Origin of the sequence: Pseudomonas sp. PDM01, assembly GCF_014852325.1 — a bacterium.
GTDB classification, from domain to species: Bacteria; Pseudomonadota; Gammaproteobacteria; order Pseudomonadales; family Pseudomonadaceae; genus Aquipseudomonas; species Aquipseudomonas migulae.
In genome coordinates this window covers 405,284-430,063 of sequence record NZ_JACVBK010000002.1, presented here as the reverse complement: position 1 = coordinate 430,063, position 24,780 = coordinate 405,284, and the positions used below count along the sequence as shown (strand labels likewise).

General features: G+C 58.6%; 22 protein-coding genes. 9 read left to right on the top strand and 13 right to left on the bottom strand.

What is annotated here, in order from left to right:
• Positions 1-26: 26 nt before the first annotated feature.
• The gene (locus tag IB246_RS06530; protein ID WP_225609015.1) at positions 27-752 is read left to right on the top strand and encodes a carbonic anhydrase; all 726 of its coding nucleotides are present in this window, start codon (positions 27-29) and stop codon (positions 750-752) included.
• A 91-nt stretch (positions 753-843) separates the two neighbouring features.
• A complete protein-coding gene (locus tag IB246_RS06525; protein ID WP_008040751.1) occupies positions 844-1,482 on the top strand; it encodes a TetR/AcrR family transcriptional regulator in 639 nt (212 codons plus the stop codon).
• Positions 1,483-1,665: 183 nt separating this feature from the next.
• Here the strand turns inward: IB246_RS06525 and IB246_RS06520 are convergent, their stop codons facing one another.
• The 9 genes from IB246_RS06520 to IB246_RS06480 all read right to left on the bottom strand — a co-directional run bounded on the left by IB246_RS06520 (position 1,666) and on the right by IB246_RS06480 (position 10,649).
• Positions 1,666-1,881, bottom strand: coding sequence for a TOBE domain-containing protein (locus IB246_RS06520; RefSeq protein WP_003229256.1), 216 nt, complete (start codon positions 1,879-1,881; stop codon positions 1,666-1,668).
• Between the two features lie 33 nt (positions 1,882-1,914).
• Positions 1,915-2,721, bottom strand: a complete 807-nt coding sequence (ssuB, locus tag IB246_RS06515; protein WP_008040746.1) for an aliphatic sulfonates ABC transporter ATP-binding protein — start codon at positions 2,719-2,721, stop codon at positions 1,915-1,917.
• Positions 2,718-3,500, bottom strand: a complete 783-nt coding sequence (ssuC, locus tag IB246_RS06510) for an aliphatic sulfonate ABC transporter permease SsuC (RefSeq protein WP_008040745.1) — start codon at positions 3,498-3,500, stop codon at positions 2,718-2,720. The genes ssuB and ssuC overlap by 4 nt, the downstream gene beginning before the upstream one ends.
• An 8-nt stretch (positions 3,501-3,508) precedes the next feature.
• Positions 3,509-4,657: an FMNH2-dependent alkanesulfonate monooxygenase gene (gene ssuD, locus IB246_RS06505; protein ID WP_008026018.1), complete on the bottom strand. Its 1,149-nt coding sequence runs from the start codon at positions 4,655-4,657 to the stop codon at positions 3,509-3,511.
• A gap of 25 nt (positions 4,658-4,682) precedes the next feature.
• Complete coding sequence (locus tag IB246_RS06500) at positions 4,683-5,648, bottom strand: sulfonate ABC transporter substrate-binding protein (RefSeq protein WP_008026015.1); 966 nt, start codon at positions 5,646-5,648, stop codon at positions 4,683-4,685.
• Between the two features lie 89 nt (positions 5,649-5,737).
• Positions 5,738-6,331: an NADPH-dependent FMN reductase gene (gene ssuE / locus IB246_RS06495; protein WP_008040741.1), complete on the bottom strand. Its 594-nt coding sequence runs from the start codon at positions 6,329-6,331 to the stop codon at positions 5,738-5,740.
• Positions 6,332-6,646: 315 nt separating this feature from the next.
• Positions 6,647-7,285 carry a peroxiredoxin gene (locus tag IB246_RS06490; protein WP_008026010.1) on the bottom strand — a complete coding sequence of 213 codons (639 nt, stop codon included), beginning with the start codon at positions 7,283-7,285 and terminating at the stop codon, positions 6,647-6,649.
• Between the two features lie 294 nt (positions 7,286-7,579).
• Positions 7,580-8,941, bottom strand: coding sequence for an OprD family porin (locus IB246_RS06485; RefSeq protein ID WP_008040739.1), 1,362 nt, complete (start codon positions 8,939-8,941; stop codon positions 7,580-7,582).
• A 373-nt stretch (positions 8,942-9,314) separates the two neighbouring features.
• Positions 9,315-10,649 carry an OprD family outer membrane porin gene (locus IB246_RS06480; protein ID WP_008040737.1) on the bottom strand — a complete coding sequence of 445 codons (1,335 nt, stop codon included), beginning with the start codon at positions 10,647-10,649 and terminating at the stop codon, positions 9,315-9,317.
• A 361-nt stretch (positions 10,650-11,010) separates the two neighbouring features.
• Between IB246_RS06480 and tauA the strand changes: the two genes are divergently transcribed.
• Positions 11,011-12,000 carry a taurine ABC transporter substrate-binding protein gene (tauA, locus tag IB246_RS06475; RefSeq protein ID WP_008026005.1) on the top strand — a complete coding sequence of 330 codons (990 nt, stop codon included), beginning with the start codon at positions 11,011-11,013 and terminating at the stop codon, positions 11,998-12,000.
• A 113-nt stretch (positions 12,001-12,113) separates the two neighbouring features.
• Here the strand turns inward: tauA and argA are convergent, their stop codons facing one another.
• On the bottom strand, positions 12,114-13,412 hold the full coding sequence (gene argA / locus IB246_RS06470; RefSeq protein ID WP_008026003.1) for an amino-acid N-acetyltransferase: 1,299 nt from the start codon (positions 13,410-13,412) through the stop codon (positions 12,114-12,116).
• A gap of 266 nt (positions 13,413-13,678) precedes the next feature.
• A complete protein-coding gene (argE, locus tag IB246_RS06465; protein ID WP_008040722.1) occupies positions 13,679-14,848 on the bottom strand; it encodes an acetylornithine deacetylase in 1,170 nt (389 codons plus the stop codon).
• 156 nt (positions 14,849-15,004) lie between these two features.
• Between argE and IB246_RS06460 the strand changes: the two genes are divergently transcribed.
• Positions 15,005-16,372, top strand: a complete 1,368-nt coding sequence (locus IB246_RS06460) for an inorganic triphosphatase (RefSeq protein WP_008026000.1) — start codon at positions 15,005-15,007, stop codon at positions 16,370-16,372.
• 108 nt (positions 16,373-16,480) lie between these two features.
• Here IB246_RS06460 and IB246_RS06455 read toward each other — a convergent pair whose 3' ends face one another.
• On the bottom strand, positions 16,481-16,945 hold the full coding sequence (locus IB246_RS06455; RefSeq protein WP_008024235.1) for an Lrp/AsnC family transcriptional regulator: 465 nt from the start codon (positions 16,943-16,945) through the stop codon (positions 16,481-16,483).
• A 126-nt stretch (positions 16,946-17,071) separates the two neighbouring features.
• Between IB246_RS06455 and IB246_RS06450 the strand changes: the two genes are divergently transcribed.
• From IB246_RS06450 to IB246_RS06440, 3 genes are all read left to right on the top strand, one after another.
• Positions 17,072-17,410 carry a hypothetical protein gene (locus tag IB246_RS06450; protein WP_008040720.1) on the top strand — a complete coding sequence of 113 codons (339 nt, stop codon included), beginning with the start codon at positions 17,072-17,074 and terminating at the stop codon, positions 17,408-17,410.
• A gap of 90 nt (positions 17,411-17,500) precedes the next feature.
• Positions 17,501-19,285, top strand: coding sequence for a GspE/PulE family protein (locus IB246_RS06445; protein WP_008040718.1), 1,785 nt, complete (start codon positions 17,501-17,503; stop codon positions 19,283-19,285).
• A gap of 75 nt (positions 19,286-19,360) precedes the next feature.
• Entirely contained in the window at positions 19,361-19,681 is a 321-nt protein-coding gene (locus IB246_RS06440; RefSeq protein WP_008040716.1) for a DUF2388 domain-containing protein, read from the top strand.
• 171 nt (positions 19,682-19,852) lie between these two features.
• Here IB246_RS06440 and gcvP read toward each other — a convergent pair whose 3' ends face one another.
• Positions 19,853-22,726 carry an aminomethyl-transferring glycine dehydrogenase gene (gene gcvP, locus IB246_RS06435; RefSeq protein ID WP_008040714.1) on the bottom strand — a complete coding sequence of 958 codons (2,874 nt, stop codon included), beginning with the start codon at positions 22,724-22,726 and terminating at the stop codon, positions 19,853-19,855.
• 439 nt (positions 22,727-23,165) lie between these two features.
• On the opposite strand from gcvP, the gene IB246_RS06430 reads away from it, so the two are divergent.
• Complete coding sequence (locus IB246_RS06430; RefSeq protein WP_008040706.1) at positions 23,166-23,855, top strand: hypothetical protein; 690 nt, start codon at positions 23,166-23,168, stop codon at positions 23,853-23,855.
• Positions 23,856-24,028: 173 nt separating this feature from the next.
• Positions 24,029-24,724, top strand: coding sequence for a hypothetical protein (locus IB246_RS06425; RefSeq protein ID WP_008040705.1), 696 nt, complete (start codon positions 24,029-24,031; stop codon positions 24,722-24,724).
• The last annotated feature ends 56 nt before the right edge of the window (positions 24,725-24,780 follow it).

Here is a 24,780-nt window from a genome sequence, read left to right as displayed (position 1 = left end):
TGAAAAAACAGCGATTGGGTACAGCCATGACTCTGATCGTCGCCAGTTTGTGCACGACCGCCTGGGCAACCGCTGGCGACACGGCCCCATGGAGCTATTCCGCCCCCACCGGCCCACAAAACTGGGGTGAACTGAAGAGCGAGTACAGCCTCTGCTCGTCAGGCCAAACACAGTCGCCCATTGATATTCGTGACGCGGTCAAAACCGATCTGGAGCCTCTGAACTTTACCTATCATTCAGGCAAAGCCACGGTAGTGAACAACGGTCATACGATTCAAGTAACTCCAGAGAACGCCGGAGGAATCAATCTGGCCTCCGGTCATTACTCCTTGGTACAACTGCATTTCCATACGCCAAGTGAAGAAATGATCCAGGGGCGCATCTTCCCGATGGACGCACACCTGGTTCATCGCAATGCCGCAGGCGAACTGGCCGTGGTGGCCGTGGTGTTTGAAGAGGGTGCTCACAACCCGAACCTGGAGACTGTCCTGGCAGCCATGCCAAAAAATACAGGTGGCACTGCGAACCTGGAGGCGATTAACGTTGTGCAGTTATTACCTGCAAACCATAACGCCTATTCCTACATGGGCTCCCTCACAACACCTCCCTGTACCGAAGGCGTGCGCTGGAATGTGCTGACCACTCCATTGGAAATTTCCCGCGCGCAACTGGAGGCTTTCCAGGTGCTCTATCCGATGAATTCACGCCCAGTTCAACCCTTGAACGGTCGGAGTGTGCACGTCGGAGGCTAAACAGTCCTGACAGTCAATTCGGGCAGCGGTGCCCATACAGACAAGGTGCCACCCGCCTCGTACAATGCCCGCTGCCCCGCAGGAGACTTCAATGACCCGACTCGCCACCCCACGCAAACCCCGCGCCCGCAGCCAGGCCCGGATCGATTCGATACTCGATGCCGCCCGCACGCTGCTGGCCGCCGAGGGCGTGGCCAGTCTGTCGATCTACAGCGTTGCCGAACGCGCGGAAATCCCGCCCTCCTCGGTCTACCACTTTTTCGCCAGCGTCCCGGCCCTGCTCGAAGCGCTGACCGCCGACGTCCACGCGGCTTTTCGCGCCTGCCTGCAAGCGCCCATCGACCACGATGCGCTCAACGGCTGGCGCGACCTGTCGCGGCTGGTGGAACAACGCATGCTCGACATCTACGACGAAGACGCCGCCGCCCGCCAATTGATCCTCGCGCAGCATGGCCTGACCGAAGTCACCCAGGCCGACCGTCAGCACGACATTGAGCTGGGCGACCTGATGCACAAGCTGTTCGATCATCATTTCGAACTGCCTAAATTGCCGACTGACGTTGATGTGTTTGCGCTGGCCATGGAGCTGGGTGATCGGGTGTATGCGCGGTCGGTGCAGCAGCATGGGCAGATCACTCCGCGCATGGCCGAGGAAGGGATGCGGGTGTTTGATGCGTATTTGGGGCTGTATTTGCCGCCGTATTTGCCCAAGCGTGCTATTCCTGCCTGATTATTTTTCAGCTGCACCGGCCTCATCGCGAGCAGGCTCGCTCCCACAGGGGAATGCATTCCAAATGTGGGAGTGAGCCGGCTCCGGGCGGCGTTCCGACGATGGCCACACAGCTGAGTTCAAGACATGCACAAAAAACCCCGAAGGGCTCACGCCCTCCGGGGTTGTTGTTGGCGCACGCCCTTACAACTTGGCGATCGACACCTCGGTGGATTTCACAAACGCGATCACTTCGCTGCCGACCACCAGCTCCAGCTCTTTCACCGAGCGGGTGGTGATCACCGACGTGACGATGCCGGAAGCGGTTTGCACGTCGATTTCCGACAGCACGTCACCCAGTACGATTTCCTTGATCGAGCCTTTGAACTGGTTACGAACGTTGATGGCTTTGATAGTCATGATGTTGATTCCTGTCGTTGGATGAGGCTTGAGTTATTGAGCCCAACGCAATTGCGTAGGCAAGGGTGAAACAGGTTCCGGTTCCGGCGGCTGGCCGGGCAGCGCGAGGACGCGATTGAGGACTTCGGTTTCCAGCGCCGCCAGCCGATGCGAACCCCGAACCCGAGGGCGCGGCAGTTCCACGTGCAGGTCGAGGCCGACTTCGCCCTCTTCGATCAGGATCACCCGATCGGCAATCGCCACCGCTTCACTGACGTCGTGGGTCACCAGCAACACGGTGAAACCGTGCTTCTGCCAGAGCCGTTCGATCAGTTGCTGCATTTCGATCCGGGTGAGGGCATCCAGCGCGCCCAGCGGTTCGTCCAGCAACAGCAGGCGCGGTTGATGAATCAGCGCGCGGGCCAGGGCCACACGCTGCTTCTGCCCGCCGGACAAGGCCGCCGGCCATTCATTGGCGCGGTCCGCCAGACCCACCGACTCCAACGCTTCCAGCGCTTGTGGCCGCCAGTTTCCCGAGAGCCCGAGGCCGACGTTGTCGATGACCTTTTTCCACGGCAGCAGACGTGCTTCCTGGAACATCAACCGGGTATCTTCCCGTGCGTCACTCAGCGGTGCGGAACCGGCGAGCAATTCACCGCCCGTGGGTTTGTCGAGACCGGCGAGCAATCGCAGCAAGGTACTTTTGCCGCAACCACTGCGACCCACCACGGCGACGAATTGGCCGGCCGGAATGTGCAGATCGATCTCGCGCAGCACCTGCCGCGAACCGAAGGTTTTTTGCAGCTTGCGCACCACCAGCGGAATCCCGCGCAGCAGGCGTGGAGGTTGTTGAGCGGTCATGCGGCACCTCCTTTGGCAACTTGATACGCCGGATGCCAGCGCAGCCACACACGTTCAAGTCCACGGGCCGCGAGGTCGGCCAGTTTGCCCAGCACCGCGTACATCAGGATCGCGAGCACCACCACGTCGGTCTGCAAAAACTCTCGGGCGTTCATTGCCAGGTAGCCAATGCCGGAGCTCGCGGAAATGGTTTCAGCAACGATCAAGGTCAGCCACATGAAGCCCAGCGCAAAACGCACGCCGACCAGAATCGAAGGCAATGCACCCGGCAGAATCACCTGACGAAACAGACTGAAACCGGACAAGCCGTAGCTGCGCGCCATCTCCACCAGCGCCGGGTCGACGTTGCGAATGCCGTGGTAGGTGTTGAGGTAGATCGGGAACAAGGTGCCCAACGCCACCAGGAAAATCTTCGCCGACTCATCGATGCCGAACCACAGGATCACCAGCGGAATCAGCGCCAGATGCGGCACGTTGCGGATCATCTGCACCGAACTGTCGAGCAGGCGCTCGCCCCATTTCGACAGGCCGGTAATGAAGCCCAGCGCCAGGCCGATGCCGCCACCGATGGTGAAGCCCAGCGCCGCACGCCAGCCGCTGATGGCCAGGTGCGTCCAGATTTCACCGCTGCGCACCAGGCTCACCCCGGCTTCGATCACGGCAATCGGCGCCGGCAGAATCCGTGTCGACAACCAGCCCGCCGACACCGACAACTGCCACACCGCCAACAGCAAAATCGGCAACGCCCAGGGCGCAAAGTTGTGGATGATTCTTTTCATGGCGCGCCTCAGCTCTGGGACGCAGCTTTGGGAAGAATGTCGTTGGCGACCATCTCGCCGAACGGGCTGACGTAACCGGCGCTTTTCGGCAATTCCGGACGCTCGATGTCCAGGTGCGGGAACAGCAACTCGGCGACGCGGTACGACTCTTCCAGGTGTGGATAACCGGAGAAGATGAAGGTGTCGATGCCCAGGTCCGCGTATTCCTTCACGCGGGCGGCCACGGTCGGACCGTCGCCGACCAGTGCAGTACCGGCACCGCCACGCACCAGGCCAACACCGGCCCACAGGTTAGGGCTGACCTCCAGGTTGTCGCGACTGCCGCCATGCAGCGCAGCCATGCGTTGCTGGCCCACGGAATCGAAGCGCGCCAGGGAAGCCTGAGCGCGGGCGATGGTGTCGTCGTCCAGGTGCGAGATCAGTCGATCCGCCGCTTGCCAGGCTTCGGCATTGGTTTCACGGACGATCACGTGCAAGCGAATACCGAAGCGCACCGTGCGGCCAAGCTTCGCGGCTTTGGCGCGAACCTGTTCGATCTTCTCGGCCACGGCGGCCGGCGGTTCGCCCCAGGTCAGGACCATTTCCACTTGCTCGGCGGCCAGGTCTTGCGCGGCTTCCGACGAGCCGCCGAAGTACAGCGGCGGACGCGGTTGCTGGATCGGCGGATAGAGCAACTTGGCGCCTTTCACGCTGATGTGCTGACCGTCGTAATCGACGGTTTCGCCTTCCAGCACGCGACGCCAGATGCGGGTGAATTCCACCGAAGCCTGATAGCGCTCTTCGTGGGTCAGGAACAAACCATCGCCGGCCAATTCTTCCGGATCACCGCCGGTCACCAGGTTGAACAGCGCACGACCGCCGGACAGACGATCCAGTGTCGCGGCCTGACGCGCAGCCACCGTCGGGGAAATGATCCCGGGGCGCAGGGCGACAAGGAATTTCAGACGCTGGGTCACCGGGATCAGCGACGCAGCTACCAGCCACGAGTCTTCGCACGAGCGACCGGTGGGAATCAGCACCCCGCCGAAGCCCAGGCGATCCGCCGCTTGCGCGACTTGTTGCAGGTAACCGTGGTCTACGGCGCGAGCGCCTTCGGCGGTGCCAAGGTAATGGCCGTCGCCGTGGGTAGGCAGGAACCAGAAGATATTGAGGCTCATGGAGTGGTCTCCTTGGGGAATCGAATTACTGCGCTTTGGCAACGGCTGCCGGCGGCGTCCAGATCACGTCTTTGATGCTCAGCGGCTTCGGAATCAGCTTGAGCTGGTAGAAGCTGTCGGCGATTTTCTGTTGCGCAGCGACCACTTCCGGGGTCAGGAACAACGCTCCGTAGCCCTGGCGTTTCACCGAGGTCAGGGTGATGTCTTCCGGCAAGCCGAGCAGTGGCGAGACCTGTTTGGTCACGTCTTCAGGATTGGCCTTGGACCATTCGCCGACGGCGCGCACTTCTTCCACGAGGGTCTTGATCACCTCAGGATTTTTCTGTGCGTAAGGCTTGGTCGCCAGGTAGAACTGATGGTTGTCGACGATGCCCTTGCCATCGCGCAGGGTGTGCGCTTGCAGCTGCTTCTCGGCGGCGGCCTGGTACGGGTCCCAGATGACCCAGGCATCGACACTGCCACGCTCGAACGCGGCGCGGGCATCGGCCGGCGGCAGGAAGACGGTCTGGATGTCGGTGTATTTGAGGCCGGCGTCTTCAAGCGCGCGGACCAGCAGGTAGTGAACGTTGGAGCCTTTGTTGAGCACGACTTTCTTGCCCTTGAGGTCCTTCACCGATTTGATCGGCGAGTCCTTCGGCACCAGGATCGCTTCGCTGTGCGGCGCAGGCGGTTCGTAGGCGACGTAGAGCAGATCGGCGCCCGCCGCTTGAGCAAATACCGGAGGCGTTTCGCCGGTGACACCGAAGTCGATGGAGCCTACGTTCAGGCCTTCAAGCAGCTGCGGGCCGCCGGGGAATTCAGTCCATTGCACATCGACGCCTTGGGCGGCGAGGCGTTTTTCCAGGGTGCCTTTGGCTTTGAGCAGCACCAGGGTGCCGTACTTTTGATAGCCGATCCGCAGGGTTTCAGCTTGTGCTTGAGTAATGGCGCCGAAGGTTACAGCCGCAGCAAACAGAGCGACCAGACCACGACGCAAAATGACAGTGCGCATAGCGCTCTCCTTTTTGCAGTTGGGTTTTGGCTGCACCTGCTTAACCGTTGACGGCTGAGTAAGGTGAGTACATCAAGTCAGGGTGAGGCTTAAATGCTCCAGCGAGCACTCAACAAACGATCATTCAGCAGGTTCGGATCGATCGGCTTCGGCCGTCGGGCCATGGCGCTGAAGAACAGCTCCAGCGATTCATTCAGTCGTTGTTCCAGCTCCGGCGCCAGCTGCGCCTGGACGCTGCCTTCGCCGTAAGCGATCTGGCTGTCGACGGCGAAAATCCCGTGGAGCATTTCCTGGGCTTTCAATGCCGACAGCACTGGCTTGAGTGCGTAATCCACCGCCAGCATGTGAGCGATGCTGCCGCCGGTGGCCATGGGCAACACCACTTTGTGCGCCAGGGCGCGTTCGGGCAGCAGGTCCAGCACGGTTTTCAGAGCGCCGGAAAACGACGCTTTGTACACCGGGGTGGCGATCAGCAGGCCATCGGCGTTTTCAATCTGTTGCAGCAGGTCGATCACCTTGGGGCTGTCGAACCGTGCGTGCAGCAAGTCTTCGGCCGGGAAGTCCCGTACCTGATAACTCACCACTTCCACACCTTGCTCTTGCAACCAGCGTTGAGAGCGCTCCAGCAGCACCCCGGAACGGGAGCGTTGGCTGGGACTGCCACCGAGTGAGACGACCAGCATTCAGACGATTCCTTGAACGGTGCAGGCGATTCGCAGTGGGCGATCTCGCTTCGATGGAGAGACCTTAACAGGTGATTTATATATCTTTAAATCATATTTATTCATTTGGTTATGCGTTGTAGTTCTATACGAAACCGCTTTGTCCGGGCAAAAAAATGGGCCGTATAAACGGCCCGAAATTCCCCTGCTATATGGATTTGCACAGCCCTGTAGGAGCGAGGCTTGCCCGCGAAGAGGCCATGACTCCAACATTGATGTTGGCTTTGACGACGCCTTCGCGGGCAAGCCTCGCTCCTACGGGGATTGGTTTTCAGCTCAACGATTGGGCTGCGGTGTCAGGCGCAGGTACGGTTTCACCGCGCGATAGCCCTTTGGAAAGCGCTTCTTGATTTCCTCTGGATCCTGCAGCGACGGCACGATCACCACTTCTTCACCGTCCTTCCAGTTGGCCGGGGTGGCCACCTTGTAGTTGTCGGTGAGTTGCAGCGAGTCGATCACCCGCAGGATTTCATGGAAGTTGCGGCCGGTGCTCGCCGGATAGGTGATGGTCAGGCGAACCTTTTTGTTCGGGTCGATCACGAACAGCGAACGCACGGTCAGGGTGTCGTTGGCGTTCGGGTGAATCAGGTCGTACAGGTCCGATACCTTGCGATCAGCGTCGGCCAGGATCGGGAAATTGACGATCGTGTTCTGGGTTTCGTTGATGTCCTCGATCCACTTGTGGTGCGAGTCCACCGGGTCTACCGACAACGCGATGGCCTTGACCCCGCGCTGGGTGAATTCATCCTTGAGCTTGGCGGTGAAGCCCAGCTCGGTGGTGCACACCGGGGTGAAATCCGCCGGGTGGGAAAACAGCACGCCCCAGCTATCGCCCAGCCATTCATGGAAACGGATGGTGCCGGCGCTGGAATCCTGTTCGAAGTCGGGTGCGATGTCGCCGAGTCTGATGCTCATGGTGGGCTCCTGATGAGTAGGTGTAGAACTCAACTGTAGCTCGTGTTGGGGAGTTTAGAAAAAGAATAAATAAAGCCATTCTTAGACTCTAAAAGAATATTAAAGATCTGTTCACTGGACCTGCAAAGTCATCGCGACGACTATCGCTTCCAAGGTTCGAGAAGGCCTTGAGTCGCTGCAAAAGAGGGAACGTTTCGGGACGGGATTACGGGGGTGACCCCGCCCCGAAAACGCAAAAGCCCCGCCCGGCGTGATGCCGGGCGGGGCTTTTTTTCAGCGGTTACGCGAGCGCTATTACAACAGCGGGATCGAGTAGCTGACGATCAGGCGGTTTTCGTCCTGCGAACGAGTGTTCGGCAGGTCGGTACGCCACATAGCGTTTTTCCACATCAAACCAAGGTTTTTCAGCGGGCCTTCTTGTACAACGTACGCCAGGGTGAAGTCGCGTTCCCACTCGGAACGACCCGAAGCGTTCTCGCGGCCATTGCTGCCCACGGTGTCGATATCGTCACCTTTGAGGTACACAGCGCCAGCGGTCAGGCCTGGTACACCCACTTTAGCGAAGTCATACGAGTAGCGTGCTTGCCAGGTTTTTTCGCCGGCACGGGCGAATTTCTGGATTTGCATGTCAGTGATGATGTAAGCCGACGAGCCGTCACCCTGGTTCAGCCAAGGGAAGTCGCTGCTGCCGTTGCTGACCTGATAACCGCCACCGAAGGTGTGACCGGCAACGGTGTACAGGAACAGGCCGCTGTACAGGTTGTTGTCGACTTTACCGCGACCACTTGGACTGGCGGTGTAGTTGCCGGTGCTGTAGTAGGTAGAGTCGTGACCGTTGGCACCGTCGTCGCTGCTATTGAAGTAGCGCAGGTCGGATTTCAGAACGCCCGGGCCGATTGCCCAGTTGTGAACCAGACCCAGGAAGTGCTGCTTGTAGAAATCTTCCAGGTTGCCGTAGTAGTACTGGGCAGTCAGGTCTTTGGTGATTTTGTAGTCACCGCCACCGTAATAGAATTTGTTGCTGTCGCGGCCAGCCGCAGTGCGACCGTTGGCACCAGCGATCGACAACTCTTCGTTGTTGCTGGAGTTACGACCTTTGGCGTGCTCGATCTGACCACCGACCAGTGTAAGGTCCTTGATATCGCCCGAAGTGATCTGGCCACCCTGGAAGGTTTGTGGCAACAGACGACCGTCGTTGGTCACGATCACTGGCAGTTTTGGCTGCAAGGTACCCAGCTTCAATTCGGTCTGGGAGATCTTGGCTTTGGCAGTCAGGCCCAGGCTGGAGAAGTTATCAACCGCTTCGCCGTTGGACTTGCTTGGGAAAACAGTGCCGCCGTAAGAACCATAGTTGGCCCCGGATGCAGCGGTCGCACCGTTAGTGCCGCCACCGGAATCCAGACGCACGCCCAGCAGGCCGATAGCATCGATACCGAAGCCGACGGTACCTTGGGTGTAACCGGAGGTGAAACGCAGATCGAAGCCTTGGCCCCATTCTTCGTTTTTGTTCGCACCAGCGCCGTCACGGTTATCGGTGTTGATGTAGAAGTTACGCAGCCCCAAAGTAGCTTTGCTGTCTTCGATGAAACCGGCGGCGCCTGCCTGCTGCGCCAAAACCCCTACGGCCACAGCCAGGGCCAAGGTGGACTTGTTCATTGTTTCGCTCCTCTCGTTTCTAATTTTTTCGGTCCTGAGTCGAATGCCCTGGATCCTGAAATGTGCGGATACCGCCAACCGCAATCCGCGCGCCACTCAACTGATGTGTCTAAGTCAAGGGTCTAAGCGCGGCGAATGGGCCGGCATGGTAAACGTAAATACATTTATTTCATTCTTTTTCATGCCGTGCGGGAATAAAAATCGGCATTTTAATCGCTACGGGACACTCGATATCGGCCCCGGCGGGATGCACTTTAGGGGTTTATCTTAAAAGCCAAAAAGAATAATAAATTCCTAAGTAATACCTAATTGGCATATGTGAAAAAAACACAAAAAAGCCCCGCCAAACGGCGAGGCTCTTTTGCGCAATCTCTTACAGGAAGCTGTAGGTGTAGTTGAAGATCAGACGGGTCTGGTCTTGGTCAGCGTTGGTGTTGCCACGATAAGCACCGTGACGCACCGTCGTGCCAAACCCTTTAAGTGGACCGGTTTGAATCACATAGTCTACGCGCAGGTCGGTTTCCCGCTCGTTCAGGTCTTCACCCGCGCCGCTGACGGTCTTGATATCCCGGCCATACAAGTAAGCAGCCGAAGCTTTCAAGCCTGGTACACCCAAAGACGCGAAGTCATAGGTGTACTGACCGTACGTGGTGTTTTCACCGGCACGGATAAAGCTGCCCACAGTGGCATCGGTGAACGAGTAGAAGCTGGCGCCGCCACCACCTTCGTTGCGACCGTTGCCATCGACAACGTTGCCCTGGTTCAAGAAGACGAAGCCGCCGTCATCGTTGACACGCTGATGCCCGAGCAGGAACGCGTTGCCGCCCAGGGTGTAGGTGAACGTGGCGCTCCAGGTCTTGTTATCGACCTCGCCCTTGTTCTTGGCGAAACCACCGTTGTTGTTGAATTGGTAGCCAGCCTGACCGTTCTTGCCGTCGGAGCTGCTGTCGAAATAACGGAGGTCGGTCTTGAACGACTGGTTGGGTGCGATCGGGTAGACGTGCACCAGGCCGAGGAAGTCCTGCTTGTAGAAGTCTTCCAGGTTCGCGTGGTAGTACTGCAGCATCAGGTCTTTGGTGACTTTCCAGTCAGCACCGGCATAACGGAACTGATTGCTGTCCTGAGTAGCGCCAGCCACAGACAGGCCAGTGCTGTTGCTGGATGCGCGACCCGTCGCGTGCTCCAGCTGACCTACGTTGAAGGTCACGTTGTCGATTTCCTTCGAGGTGATGGTGCCACCTTCAAAGGTTTGTGGCAGTACGCGACTGTCGTTCGCGATCAGGATCGGCATGTTTGGCTGCAGGGCACCACCGTAGTGGGCCTCTGTCTTCGAGAAGCGTGCCTTGACGTTGCCCGCCACGCGGCTCCACGAACTCTCTGCCGAACCGTCGGTATCGCTAGGGCTGAAGGAGTTATTGTCCGGGTGATGGCCCTTGCCGCCGTCCAGATGGATACCGACCAATGCCTGGGCATCGATACCGAAACCTACGACACCTTGGGTGAAGCCCGACTGGTAATCGAATTTGAGGCCTTCAGCGGCTTCGCGCTGACGGTTAGCTGGGGTCTTGGCGCCTTCACGGACATCGGCGTCGAAATAATAGGTACGCGAACTGACGGAAGCCTTGCTGTCTTCGATGAAACCGGCGGCGCCTGCCTGCTGCGCCATAACCCCTAGGGCCACGGCCAGCGCCAAGGTGGACTTGTTCATTGTTAAACTCCTCTCGTCTCTAATTCTTGTATTCCTGGCCCGGAATCAATGTCCCAAGTCCTAAGATGCGCGATTAGCGCCAGAGCGTGACCCACAAGTCAATCGTAACCATGTGTGTCTACGACCATGGTCTAATCCCCGTTTTTTGGTCCGTGCAGGGTCATGATTTCGTCATAAACCTGAAAAGAATGAATGGATTCTTTTCTAATACCGTTTAGGAATTTTGCTCACCGTTTGCTGCCCCGCGGACTAGAGCGGCCAGCTCATAAGCTAATTCCTAAATGGTATTTATTAGGCGTTTTTTAGATCGATTAGGTTTGGAAGCAATTCCGCAACAATTCCTATCGATAAGGCCTACGCCATGACGACCAAGCGCGCACTATCCAACCCAATTGTTACAGTTTGTGTATCGGTATTATTTTCTTTTTCCGCCCATGCCGCGAACCTCACCGTCGGCTATCAAACCGGAATAGACCCCAGCAAAGTTCCCCAGGCGGATGGACTCTACGAGAAAACCATCGGCCAAAAAATTGACTGGCGTCGTTTCAACAGTGGACCGGAAGTAGTAACCGCCATCGCCTCGGGCGACGTACAGATTGGCAACCTCGGTTCAAGCCCACTGGCCGCGGCCGCCTCGCGCAATTTGCCGATCGTCGCGTTTATCGTTTCTGCCCAGATCAACGCCGCCGAAGCGTTGGTGGTACGCAACGGCAGCGGCATCGATAAACCGGAAGATCTGATCGGCAAGACCATCGCCACACCGTTCGTTTCAACCTCTCACTACAGCTTGCTCGGCGCCTTGAAGCACTGGGGCCTCGACGCCTCGAAAGTCAAAGTGGTGAACCTGCAACCAGCGGAAATCGCTGCCGCCTGGAAGCGTGGGGACATCGACGGTGCGTTCGTCTGGTCGCCCGCCCTGGGGGAAATTCGCAAGACTGGCAAGACGTTGACTGACGCCGCACAGGTGGGTCAGTGGGGTGCGCCGACTTTTGAAGTGTGGGTAGCACGCAAGGATTACGCCGAGAAACATCCCGACGTCGTAGCCAAGTTCGCCAAGGTGACGCTGGACTCGTTCGCCGACTATGCGGCACATAAAGACAGCTGGACCGCCGATTCGGTGCCGGTACAGAAAATCGCCAAACTGACCGGTGCCAATGCCGCCGATGTGCCGGAACTGCTGGCCGGTTCTGCATTCCCGGACGCCAAGGCGCAACAAACCACCGCGCTGCTGGAGGGCGGCACGGCGAAGGCGATTGGTGAGACGGCGAAGTTCTTGAAGGAACAAGGCAAGGTTGAGACGGTGCTGCCGGACTATTCGCCGTATGTCAGTGCGAAATTCGTCACCGAGTAACACACCGTTCCCCGTAGGAGCGAGGCTTGCCCGCGAAGAGGCCATACCTGCCGACACATATGTTGAATTTGAGGCCGCCTTCGCGGGCAAGCCTCGCTCCCACAGGGTCCGGGTTACAAGGTTTTTTCGAAGATCTTCGAATTACGCTGATAGTTGTACAGCGACGCCCGCGCCGACGGCAGGCGCTCGACGCTGCTCGGCACAAACCCGCGCTCGCGGAACCAGTGAGCCGTACGGGTAGTCAGGACAAACAGCGTCTTCAATCCCTGAGCACGGGCACGGGTTTCAATGCGCTCCAGCAGCTCATCCCCGCGACCGCCATGGCGGTATTCCGGGTTCACCGCCAGACACGCCAACTCCCCGGCATCCGAATCGGCAATCTGATACAGCGCCGCGCAAGCGATGATCATGCCTTCGCGCTCGACCACGCTGAACTGCTCGATCTCACGCTCCAGCACTTCGCGGGAACGCCGCACCAGAATCCCCTGCTCTTCCAGCGGGCTGATCAAGTCCAGCAAACCACCAACGTCTTCAATCGCGGCCTCGCGCACGACCTCGAATTGCTCCTGTGCCACCAGCGTACCGCCGCCGTCACGGGTGAACAGTTCGGTCAGCAGCGCGCCGTCTTCGGCGTAACTGACAATATGGCTGCGCGCCACGCCGCCACGGCAGGCTTCAGCCGCCGCATCCAGCAGTTCCGCCTGATAGTTGCTGCCCAGACGCTGCAAATGCGCCGGCACTTGTTGCGGGCGCAGTTCGCGCACCAGACGACCGTTTTCATCGATCAAGCCCAGGTCCGCGCCGAACAGCAACAGTTTATCGGCACCCAGGTCGATGGCCGCGCGGGTGGCGACGTCTTCGCAAGCGAGGTTGAAAATCTCACCGGTCGGCGAGTAGCCCAGCGGCGACAGCAGCACGATGGAGCGCTCGTCCAGCAGGCGATTGATGCCTTTGCGGTCAACCCGGCGCACTTCGCCGGTGTGGTGATAATCGACACCTTCGAGCACGCCGATCGGCCGGGCGGTCACCAGGTTGCCGCTGGCCACTCGCAGGCGCGAGCCCTGCATCGGCGACGAAGCCATGTCCATGGACAGGCGCGCTTCGATGGCGATACGCAACTGGCCGACCGCATCAATCACACACTCCAGCGTCGCGGCATCGGTGATGCGCATGCCGTGGTGGTAATGCGGGGTCAGGCCGCGTGCAGCGAGACGGGTTTCAATTTGTGGACGGGAACCGTGAACCAGCACCAGTCGCACGCCGAGGCTGTGCAGCAGCACCAGGTCGTGGACGATGTTGCCGAAGTTCGGATGCTCCACGCCGTCGCCGGGCAGCATGACGACGAAGGTGCAATCGCGGTGGGCATTGATGTAAGGCGAAGCGTGACGAAGCCAATTAACGTATTCGGGCATGAACCTGGGCCTGTAATAAATAGCAGCCAAAAAATGGGCGAAACAGAAAACGCACAGCGGGCTGATGGTTATCGTCGGAACAGGCTTGGCGACACGCGCGCTCTCCTCATGAATACGGGTTTAAACATCGGCAATTTATACACTTTGTCGGTCATGACACAGACCCTGTGGGAGCGAGCCTGCTCGCGATGAGGCCAGACCAGTCAACATGGATGTTGAATGAAAGATCGCCATCGCGAGCAGGCTCGCTCCCACATGGATGGTGCTCAACCAACCGACATCGGCGATTGGGCCGGTGTCAGGCAGTAATGTTCAATCAACTGTCGTAATAGATGCACGGTAGGCTGCAAACGTGACATTTCGAGGTATTCCCCCGGTTGGTGCGCACACGCGATGTCACCCGGGCCCAGCACCAGCGTTTCGCAGCCAAGGCGTTGAAGATAAGGCGCTTCCGTCCCGAACGCCACTGCTTCGGCGCGATGACCGGTGAGCTGCTCCGCGATGCGGACCAATTCAGCGTCTTCGGCCTGCTCGAAGGGCGGCACTTCAGGGAACAGCGGCGCGTAATCGATCTTCACCTGATGGCGCTCGGCAACCGGCTGGAGTTTCTGCAGAATCTCCGCGCGCAGCACCTTGGGGTCCATGCCCGGCAACGGACGCAGGTCGAATTCCAGCGAACACTGACCGCAAATCCGGTTGGGGTTATCCCCGCCATGGATGCAGCCGAAGTTCATGGTCGGAGTCGGCACGCCAAACTGCGGATTGCGGAATTCACGTTGCCACAGCAGGCGCAGGCCGCGCAATTCGCCAATCGCATCATGCATGGCTTCGAGGGCGCTATGACCCAGGCGCGGATCGGAGGAATGGCCGCTCTGACCGAGAATGTCGATGCGCTCCATCATGATGCCTTTGTGCATGCGGATCGGCTTGAGCCCGGTCGGCTCGCCGATCACCGCCGCTCGGCCCAACGGGCGTCCTGCTTCGGCCAAGGCGCGCGCGCCGGACATCGAGCTTTCTTCGTCGCAAGTGGCGAGGATCAGCAACGGCTGTTTGAACGGCTGGTCGAGCAACGGCAGGACGGCTTCGATGGCGAGGGCAAAAAAGCCTTTCATGTCGCAACTGCCCAGCCCGACCCAGCGGCCATCGACTTCGGTCAGCTTCAGCGGATCGGTCTGCCACAACGCGCCATCGAACGGCACCGTGTCGCTATGCCCGGCGAGCACCAGACCGCCGGGGCCGGAACCAAAACTGGCCAGCAGGTTGAATTTGCCGGGGCTGACCTGCTGGATATCGCAGGCAAAACCCAGATCACCGAGCCACGTCGCCAGCAAATCGATCACCGGACGGTTGGTCTGATCGAGGCTGGCCTGAGTGCAACTGACCGATGGTGCGGCAATCAGCGCAGCGAACTGATCTTTCATCGACGGCAACGGCATCGCTGACTCCAACTCCCGAATTGAAGTCCATCATAGAACCATCCGGTGACAGGAATAAACCGTCGCGGCGCGTAGGCCTGAGCAGTGCTGTACACTGCACGACCTTGGCAGCCACACATTCCCCCGGCTGCGCTCCCGATCCTGGATTTTCCGGCCATGCAGAAAGAAACTGAAATCAAACTCCGCGTCAGCCGCGAAACCCTCGCCGCACTGCGCGAGCACCCGCTCCTGAAAAAACGCAACAAAAGTGGCTGGGAACGCCGTGAACTGATGAACCAGTACTTCGACACGCCTGAGCGCGACCTGGCCCGCGCCAAGGTTGCCCTGCGCCTGCGCAAGGACGGCGAAGAAGTCATTCAGACCCTCAAGACCCGTGGCCAGAGCGTCGCCGGTTTGTCCGAGCGTAACGAATACGACTGGAACCTGCCCAAAGCCAAGCTCGACGTGAAAAAACTCGACGGCGAATGCTGGCCTGAAGAGCTGGCCGAGCTGGACAAGAAAACCCTGAAGCCGATCTTCACCACCGATTTCGTCCGCGAACGCGCTGAAATCGCCTGGGGCCGTGGCAAGACCAAAGTGGTCATCGAAGCCGCGCTGGACCTGGGCCACGTGGTGGTCGGCAAGCAGAAAGAAGAAATCTGCGAGCTGGAACTGGAACTGCGCGAAGGTGAACCGGCTGCATTGCTGGAGTTGGCCGCCGAACTGGCCGCGACCCTCGCCCTGATGCCGTGTGACATCAGCAAGGCCGAACGCGGTTATCGCTTGTACGACGCCAACAGCTATTCGTTGAGCCTGCCGGCCCCGCAGATCAGCGCCGAAATGCCGCTGGACGACGCGTTCGCCGCGTTGAGCTGGCACTTGCTGAGCAGCAGCCAGCGTCTGGCCGAGCAATATCGCTTCAATGGCCACTGGCGTCTGTTGCAGGACTGGGTCGAAAATCTTGCTGAATTGCGAGCCCTGCTGAGCAGCCTTGGCCAGGCCGCGCCGCGTCAATCGACGCACGACCTGCGTCTCGCCCTGGATGCCTTGCTTGAAGACTGGCGTCCGCTGGTTCAAGCCGGTCTGGACGACGAAGACGTGCGCAAAGCCGCGCCGGAGCAGTTCCTCGAAGAACTCGAAGACCCACGCTGGGGCCTGTTCTCGCTGAACACCTCGCGCTGGCTGCTGGCCCGCACCTGGGCGGCCGATCGTAATGTTCGCGGCAATCGCCAGGGCGCTGCGCAACTGGGTAGCTGGTTGCCGCGCTTGCTCGGTGAAGAAGCGACGTCCCTGCAATTGCAGCGTTACCAGCAGCAGCCGGAAGATCTGGCCGAGCAACTGCCGCGCATCGAGCGCATCCAATCCTGGTTGCACCATGCGCGCAACGTGCTGGAGGTCCCGGAAATGGATCGACTGTACGGCGAGCTGAAACAGTTGGCGTTGCTGGCTAACGAGCCGATCACCGATGAATTGCTGGATGCGCGTAAGCAGCAGGCGATTGCCGTTTATCAGAATCGTGCCTGGAAAATGCTGCTGCGTATGTAAAACCGCTATCGCCAGCAGGCTGGCTCCCACATTGGCTTTGTGCACGCCACAAAACCCGTGTGGGAGCTAGCCTGCTAGCGATGAGGCCAGCAAATTCACCGCAAATCTTCAGACCGGCAAACTCGTCGTCGACTTGATCTCCGACAACGCCACAATCGAGTTCACCTCCTGAATCCCCGGCACCATCGACAGCTTCTCAAAGAAAAACCGCTCATACGCCTCGATGTCCGCCGTGACAATACGCAACAAGAAATCCACCGACCCCATCAGCACATAACACTCCAGCACTTCGGGAAAACCGCGAATCGCCTCGGTGAACTCAGTGAAGTTCGAACGCCCGTGCGCGTTGAGTTTTACCTCGGCAAAGATCTGCGTGTTGAGCCCGATTTTCTTGCGGTCCAGCAGCGTCACCTGGCCACGAATGATCCCCTCCTCCTTCATCCGCTGAATCCGCCGCCAGCACGGCGACTGCGAGAGCCCCACCTGCTCGGCGATCTGCGCGCTGGAGAGCGAAGCGTCCTCTTGCAGCAACGCGAGAATCTTGCGGTCGTAGCCATCCAGTTCGCTTTGCATAGAAAAACCTGTAATCGATGTCTTGTTGAATCACACGATTCGATAAATCGTTAATTAGCCCCATCATAGATAAGAAATGCCCGGCATCGAATGTAAAAATTCCTCCAGTGATTTTGGAGACCGACCATGCCGTATCTTGAAGCCGTGAACACCTCGCCCACCCGCGCCGATGTCTGGAACGCCAGCAACGCCCAGTGTCGTGTGCACTACCAACTGCTGGCCGAAGCCGAACCGGACTTGCTGTGTCGCGCGCTCAACCTGTTCGCGTTGCAGTTCCTGACGCCGCAACAGGTCAACGTGCAGCGCACGGACGATCTGCTGGCGATCGACATCGTCATGGATGGACTGAGCTGGCACCGCGCTCAAGTGATCGCGGAAAAACTGCGTAACCTGATCAGCGTCTGCTCGGTGGACCTGCAAACGTCTGATTCTGCGTGGGCTGAAGCCGCTCAGGCGACGGGCTGAAAAAACCCGATACGGATTCGTCGGGTAGTGGCCCAACGGTCGGTGGGTCCACGACTATCCTTTGCGAACTGTTGTTCACGAGGAGCCCGCATGTCCGTTCAACTTGCCTTTCAGGACCGCTGGCTGGATCTCAATGATTTGCTGCGCGAGTTGGTCGCCCAGGGCTTTATCAGCCAGGATTCGGCCGAGCACGCACTGAATGCCCGCCGCCGTCACGCCGCCAATGGCCAGATGCACCCGCTGGAGTTCATCGCCAGCCAACAGCTGGATGACCTCAGCCGTCCCGGTAAACACCTCGATCTGGAAAGCCTGACCCTGTGGCTGTCGCAGCAGGCCGGTCAGCCTTATCTGCGCATCGATCCGCTGAAAATCAACGTCGCGGCCGTTACGCCGCTGATGTCCTATGCCTTCGCCCAGCGCCACAAGATTCTCGCGGTGTCCATCGATCGCGACGCCGTGACCGTGGCCAGCGCCCAGCCTTACGTCAAGGGTTGGGAAGCCGACCTGACCCATGTGTTGAAGCTGCCGATCAAACGGGTGGTGGCCAACCCGGTGGATATCCAGCGCTTCAGCGTGGAGTTCTTTCGCCTGGCCAAATCGGTCAGCGGCGCGACCAACAACGATCATCAAACCAGCACCCTGGGCAATTTCGAACAACTGCTCAACCTCGGTGCCAGCGATCAGGAGCCGGACGCCAACGATGCGCACATCGTCAATATCGTCGACTGGCTGTTCCAGTACGCTTTCCAGCAACGCGCCAGCGATATCCACATCGAGCCCCGACGCGAGCAAGGCACGGTGCGTTTTCGCATCGACGGCGTGTTGCACAACGTCTATCAATTCCCGCCGCAGGTGACCATGGCGATTGTCAGTCGCCTGAAGAGCCTGGGGCGGATGAACGTCGCGGAAAAACGCAAACCCCAGGACGGCCGGGTCAAAACCAAGACCCCGGATGGCGGCGAAGTCGAACTGCGGCTGTCGACATTGCCGACGGCGTTCGGCGAAAAAATGGTCATGCGGATTTTCGACCCGGAAGTGCTGCTCAAGGATTTCGATCAGCTTGGGTTTTCCGCCGAAGACCTGCGCCGCTGGCAGGACATGACGAGCCAGCCCAACGGCATTATCCTCGTGACCGGCCCGACCGGCTCGGGCAAGACCACCACGCTCTACACCACCCTGAAAAAACTGGCGACGCCGGAGGTCAACCTCTGCACCATCGAAGACCCGATCGAGATGGTCGAGCCGGCCTTCAACCAGATGCAGGTCCAGCACAACATCGACCTGACCTTCGCCGCCGGTGTGCGCGCACTGATGCGGCAAGACCCGGACATCATCATGATCGGCGAGATCCGGGACCTGGAGACGGCCGAAATGGCGATTCAGGCTGCACTCACCGGCCACCTGGTGCTATCGACGCTGCACACCAATGACGCGCCCAGCGCCATCAGCCGCCTGCTGGAACTCGGCGTGCCGCATTACCTGATCAAGGCCACAGTGCTCGGCGTCATGGCGCAGCGGCTGGTCCGTACGTTGTGCCCGCACTGCAAGGCCCCGCTGACCCTGAGTGAAGAAGACTGGCAAACCCTGACCAAACCCTGGCAAGCGCCATTGCCCGGCAATGCGCAACGCGCCATCGGTTGCCTGGAATGCCGCGACACCGGCTATCGCGGCCGCGCCGGGGTGTACGAAATCATGCAACTGACGGATGGCCTCAAAGCGCTGATCAACCCCGACACCGACTTGCTGGCGATACGGCGCCAGGCGTTCAAGGAAGGCATGCGCAGCTTGCGACTGTCGGGCGCACAGAAGGTGGCGGCGGGTTTGACGACGATCGAGGAGGTGCTGCGGGTGACACCGCAGAGTGAACAAAAGTAGCTGCGACCGTGATGGAACTCGGCAGGGTCATTGGCAATCCAACCCCGCGTAGTTAACCCAGTGGAGTCACCCATCATGCGTTTCAAACTTGCTGTTGCTACCCTCGCCGTGTTGTCCCTTCCAGTCGGTTCGGCGATGGCTGATGACAGCTTTTGGCGTAACGTCCTTACTTCCGGTGCCACCACCGGTTCGTCCTACCTGACCTCCAGGGATCAAAAGCTGATCGTCGCCGCCCAGGACGACGCCGGCAGCTTTGTCGCCAGTGACGGCGCTATTCGCGGCCCCTATCTGGAAGCCGCAATGCAGAAAGTCCGCGCCGACAACCCGGGCCTGCAGGCCACGGATATGGAACTGGCGAATGCGATCCTGGCGAAAAATGCCATCGCGTCGAAGTAAGATTTACGGCTGAACAAAAATGCCGCTCACTTGAGCGGCATTTTTTGTGCCCGACACAACCATCCTGTAGGAGCGAGGCTTGCCCGCGAAAGCGTCATGTCAGTCAACATAAATGTTGGATGTTAAGACGCTTTCGCGGGCAAGCCTCGCTCCTACAGGGCCGTGTGTGTTTCAGCGGTAATCGTCCACCGGGACACACGCGCAAAACAGGTTCCGGTCGCCGTAGACGTTATCGACGCGATTCACCACCGGCCAATACTTATGCGCCTTGGTGTGCGCGTCTGGCGTGACGCCCTGTTCGATGGTGTAGGGCCGCTCCCAAACCCCAGTGATGTCGGCCAAGGTGTGCGGCGCCCGTTTCAGCGGATTGTCTTCCGCCGGCCAATTGCCGTTTTGCACCTCGGTGATTTCCGCGCGGATACTCAGCATCGCCCCGATAAAGCGGTCCAGTTCCGCCTTCGATTCACTTTCGGTCGGCTCGACCATCAAGGTGCCCGGTACCGGAAAGGACATGGTCGGCGCGTGGAAGCCGTAGTCCATCAGGCGCTTGGCGACGTCCTCTTCGCTGATGCCGGTCAGCACTTTGAGCGGCCGCAGATCAAGGATGCATTCGTGGGCCACACGCTCGTTACGCCCGGTGTAGAGCACCGGGAACGCCCCCGACAAATGCTGCGCCAGGTAATTCGCGGCGAGGATCGCCACTTCGCTGGCGTCCGCCAGTTGCGGCCCCATCATCGCGATGTACATCCAGCTGATCGGCAGAATGCTCGCGCTGCCCCAGGGCGCTGCGCTGACTGCGCCGTTCTCCGGCAGCGGGCCGTCAATCGCCACTACCGGGTGGTTGGCCACGAACGGCGCCAAGTGCGCCCGCACGCCAATCGGCCCCATGCCGGGCCCGCCTCCGCCGTGGGGAATGCAGAAGGTCTTGTGCAAATTCATATGGGAAACGTCGGCACCAATGTCCGCCGGCCGCGCCAACCCGACTTGTGCATTGAGGTTGGCGCCATCCATGTACACCTGACCGCCGTGACTGTGGATAACTTCACAGATCTCGCTGATGCCTTCCTCGTACACGCCGTGGGTCGAAGGATACGTCGCCATCAGGCAGGCGAGTTTGTCGCCCGCCTCAGCAGCCTTGCCTTTCAGATCTTCCAGATCGACGTTGCCCGCCTCGTCACATTCGACGATCACCACGCGCATTCCGGCCATCTGCGCTGAAGCGGGGTTGGTGCCGTGGGCCGAGGACGGGATCAGACAGATATCCCGCCCGCCTTGATGCCGACTCTCGTGGTATTTGCGAATCGCCAGCAACCCGGCGTACTCGCCCTGGGCACCCGAGTTGGGCTGCATGCAGATCGCATCGAAACCGGTGATCGCGCAGAGCCAGCGCTCCAGCTCTTCGATCATCAGCGTATAACCGGCCGCCTGCTCTTTCGGCACAAAGGGGTGCAAGTTGGCGAATTGCGGCCAGGTGATGGGGATCATTTCGCTGGTGGCGTTGAGCTTCATGGTGCAAGAGCCGAGCGGAATCATCGATTGATTGAGCGCCAGGTCCTTGTTCTCCAATTGCTTGAGGTAACGCAGCATCTCGGTTTCGCTGTGATGGGCGCTGAACACTGGGTGACGCAAGTAAGGCGAAGTGCGCAGCAGCCCGTCAGGAATGCCGGAAGGCAGGGTTTCAGCGTCCAGTTCGTCGACGTTGAGCCCATGATCGGCCCCCAGGAAGACATCGAACAACTTCGCCACGGTGCTTTCGTCAGAGGTTTCGTCGAGGCTGAGGCCCAATTGCCCGCGCCCCAGAATCCGCAGGTTGATCTGCGCGGCCTGCGCGCTTTCGATGATCGCGGTTTGAGTGCCACCGACTTCCAGCGTCAACGTGTCGAAGAAGTGTTTGTTCAGGCGGCTAATGCCGCGGCGCTCCAGGCCCACCGCGAGGATGCAGGTCAGCCGGTGAACACGCAGGGCAATCTGCTTCAGCCCCTCCGGACCGTGGTAGACCGCGTAGAAACTGGCGATATTGGCCAGCAGCACTTGGGCGGTGCAGATGTTCGAGTTGGCCTTCTCCCGGCGGATGTGCTGCTCACGGGTTTGCAGGGCCATGCGCAACGCAATGTTGCCACGTGCGTCTTTCGAGACGCCGATGATTCGCCCCGGAATCGCTCGTTTGTATTCATCGCGACTGGCAAAAAACGCCGCGTGGGGGCCGCCGTAACCCATGGGCACGCCAAACCGCTGGGACGAACCGAACACCACGTCGGCGCCCAATTCTCCCGGCGGCGTCAGCAACAGCAGGCTCAGCAGATCGGTGGCGACGCAGGCCAGGGCTTGCTGGGCGTGCAGGTGATCAATCCACGGACGCAGATCGCGAATCTCGCCGTGGGTGTCGGGATACTGCAACAGCGCGCCGAATACCTGGTGCTGTTTCAAGTTATCCACAGCGTCGATGATCAGCTCGAAACCGAAACCTGCGGCCCGGGTCTGCACCACGGAGATGGTCTGCGGATGACAGTTTTCATCGACGAAGAACAGATTGCTCCTGGACTTGGCGACACGCTTGGCCAGGGCCATGGCTTCCGCCGCCGCGGTGGCTTCATCCAACAGCGAGGCATTAGCCAGTTCCAGCCCCGTGAGGTCGATGGTCAATTGCTGGAAGTTCAGCAGCGCTTCGAGCCGACCCTGGGCGATCTCCGGTTGATACGGCGTGTAGGCGGTGTACCAACCGGGGTTTTCCAGGACATTGCGCAAAATGACGGTCGGCGTCAGCGTGCCGTGGTAGCCCATGCCGATCAGGCTGGTCCAGACCTGGTTCTGCTCGGCGTAGCCACGCAGCTTGGCCAACGCGGCCTGTTCGTCGAGGGCGGGGGGCAGGTCTAGCGCCCGGTTAAGTCGGATTCCCGGCGGCACCGTCTGCTCGATCAGCTCGACGCGGCTACCAACGCCGAGGCTGTCGAGCATCGCCTGCTGCTCGGCGGCATCGGGCCCGAGGTGACGGCGGAGGAAGGCATTGGGATCGCGTAACTGGCTCAAGGACGGCAACTGGGACATGACGGGCTCTCTCTTGACTGGCGCTCAACGTCGATGCAACACGGTCAAACCAGCATAGCTCCCCTGTGCGAGGCATGGCGTCTTTGGACGCGGCCCGTCCCTGAAGCATACAAAACACGCCAAGACTTAGAGGCTCTTTCATTTCAGCGATATATGCATCGCCGATAGTTATATATAGTTATTCTTACTCGCCAAAAATAAGTCCGAACATAATCACCCGTGCAACAGCGCCCGCAAATATGTGAAAAGCCAACACTTATAAAAACAACCAAACTCTTAAAAAAACCAATCGCGATAGATAGAATCAAAGCATAGCCAATAGATCTATAGCGCAATAATCCGCATGCTATGTTTGTTGAGGACTGGGCAACGGAACCAAAAAGCCACTACCCAGTTACAAACAACCCAAGCTACGCCTTATTCGAAATGGAGTTCAAAAATGAGCAGCCAACAAATAATTTTGTATATTGAAGAACAGCAACTGATTGCACAAAAAGAAAACAACTACAGTCTTTACCTGGCCAAAAAGGTAAATAATGATTTTACTGTTATCTGGCAATCAAAAGGTGCTGTGGCCACCGTTCGCAATCCTAGCTATCAATACCGCAACACATTCGATATCACGACACCATCCTTCAATGTCAACTTCACGAACGATCCGGTTCAACAAGGCGATGTCACCTTCACTTCCGGCGGAAAAAACCTGCCCATCAGTACCGGCCAGATTACAACACTGGATCAAAACGGTGTTTTTTCACCGGCCCAAAACGGCGGTGTGAAGTCAGATATTCTTATCAACAATAAACTCCAAGGCAATCCCCACCAGATACTGCTGGATTCCGATGGCAATAATATCTGGGTAAATCGCCAGAGCGGCATGAACATCGGCACCGCAACGCTGACACCCAAAGACCAATACCAACTGTGGTTCGGAAACCTTCAAGAAACTGGCTCACTGATTGCCCAAAACCTATCCAATGCCTATGTGGCAACCTTGCAGAATGGAGGCAGCATCACCCTCACCTATAACGACAGTGGCGACTGGGTGACTGGCGAGCCGGCCAACCGCCTCAGCGACAAGGAAGTCGCGGCGCTGCATGCCCGGGTGGGGATCAAAGTAGCGGCATAGTATGGAGGGTGGATCGAGCACCGTTTGCACAATGGACTGAAAGCCTTTCGTTTTACCGTTGACAGTCTTGAACGCGCAGACATGTTCAAAAAACCCTGTAAATCCTGGATCTACAGGGTTTTTTATTGACACTAGCAACGCGGTAGAAATACCGGACCGAATGGAAAACAGCCATGAGCGAACAGCAAATTATTGTTTATATCGAAGAGGCACAACTGATCGCCCAGAAAACCAACAATTACAGCCTCTACCTTGCAAAAATGGTAAATAACAGCTTTACCGCCATATGGTTAGCAAAGCCCGCCAAAGCCACAACAGGCCAGCCCAGCTATCAATATAAAAACACATTCGACATATCCAGCAACTCTTTTATGGTCAATTTTACAAACTCCCCAATACAACAAGGCGATATTACATTTACCTCAGGAGGCAAAAACCTTCCTATCAATACGGGACAAAAAACGACACTCGATGAATATGGCGTATTTAGCCCTGCCACAAATGGCGGTGTCTCTGGAGATATTTTAATCAACAACCAACTACTGGCCAATCCAAGCGAAATATTGCTGGACTCCAAAGGTAACAGTATTTGGGTGAACTGTTCAGGCGGCATGAGCATCGGTGCAACCACCATGACACCAAAAAACCAGTTCCAACTATGGTTCGGCACAGCCCAGGCGGCGGGGTCTTTAATCGCCGGAAATGTATCTAACTCTTACGTCGTCACGGTCAATGACGGAGAGACCAAAACAATCACTTACAACGACAGCGGTGTTTGGGTTCCGGGCGAACCGGCAACACGTCTGACAGACGACCAGATAACGGCGCTTCATGCCAGGGTAAACAAAGCGGTAGCAATGGCGGCATGATTGGTCAGCAAACCGTCACAGCAAGACTTCACCGCACGGCATTAAACAAAAACGCC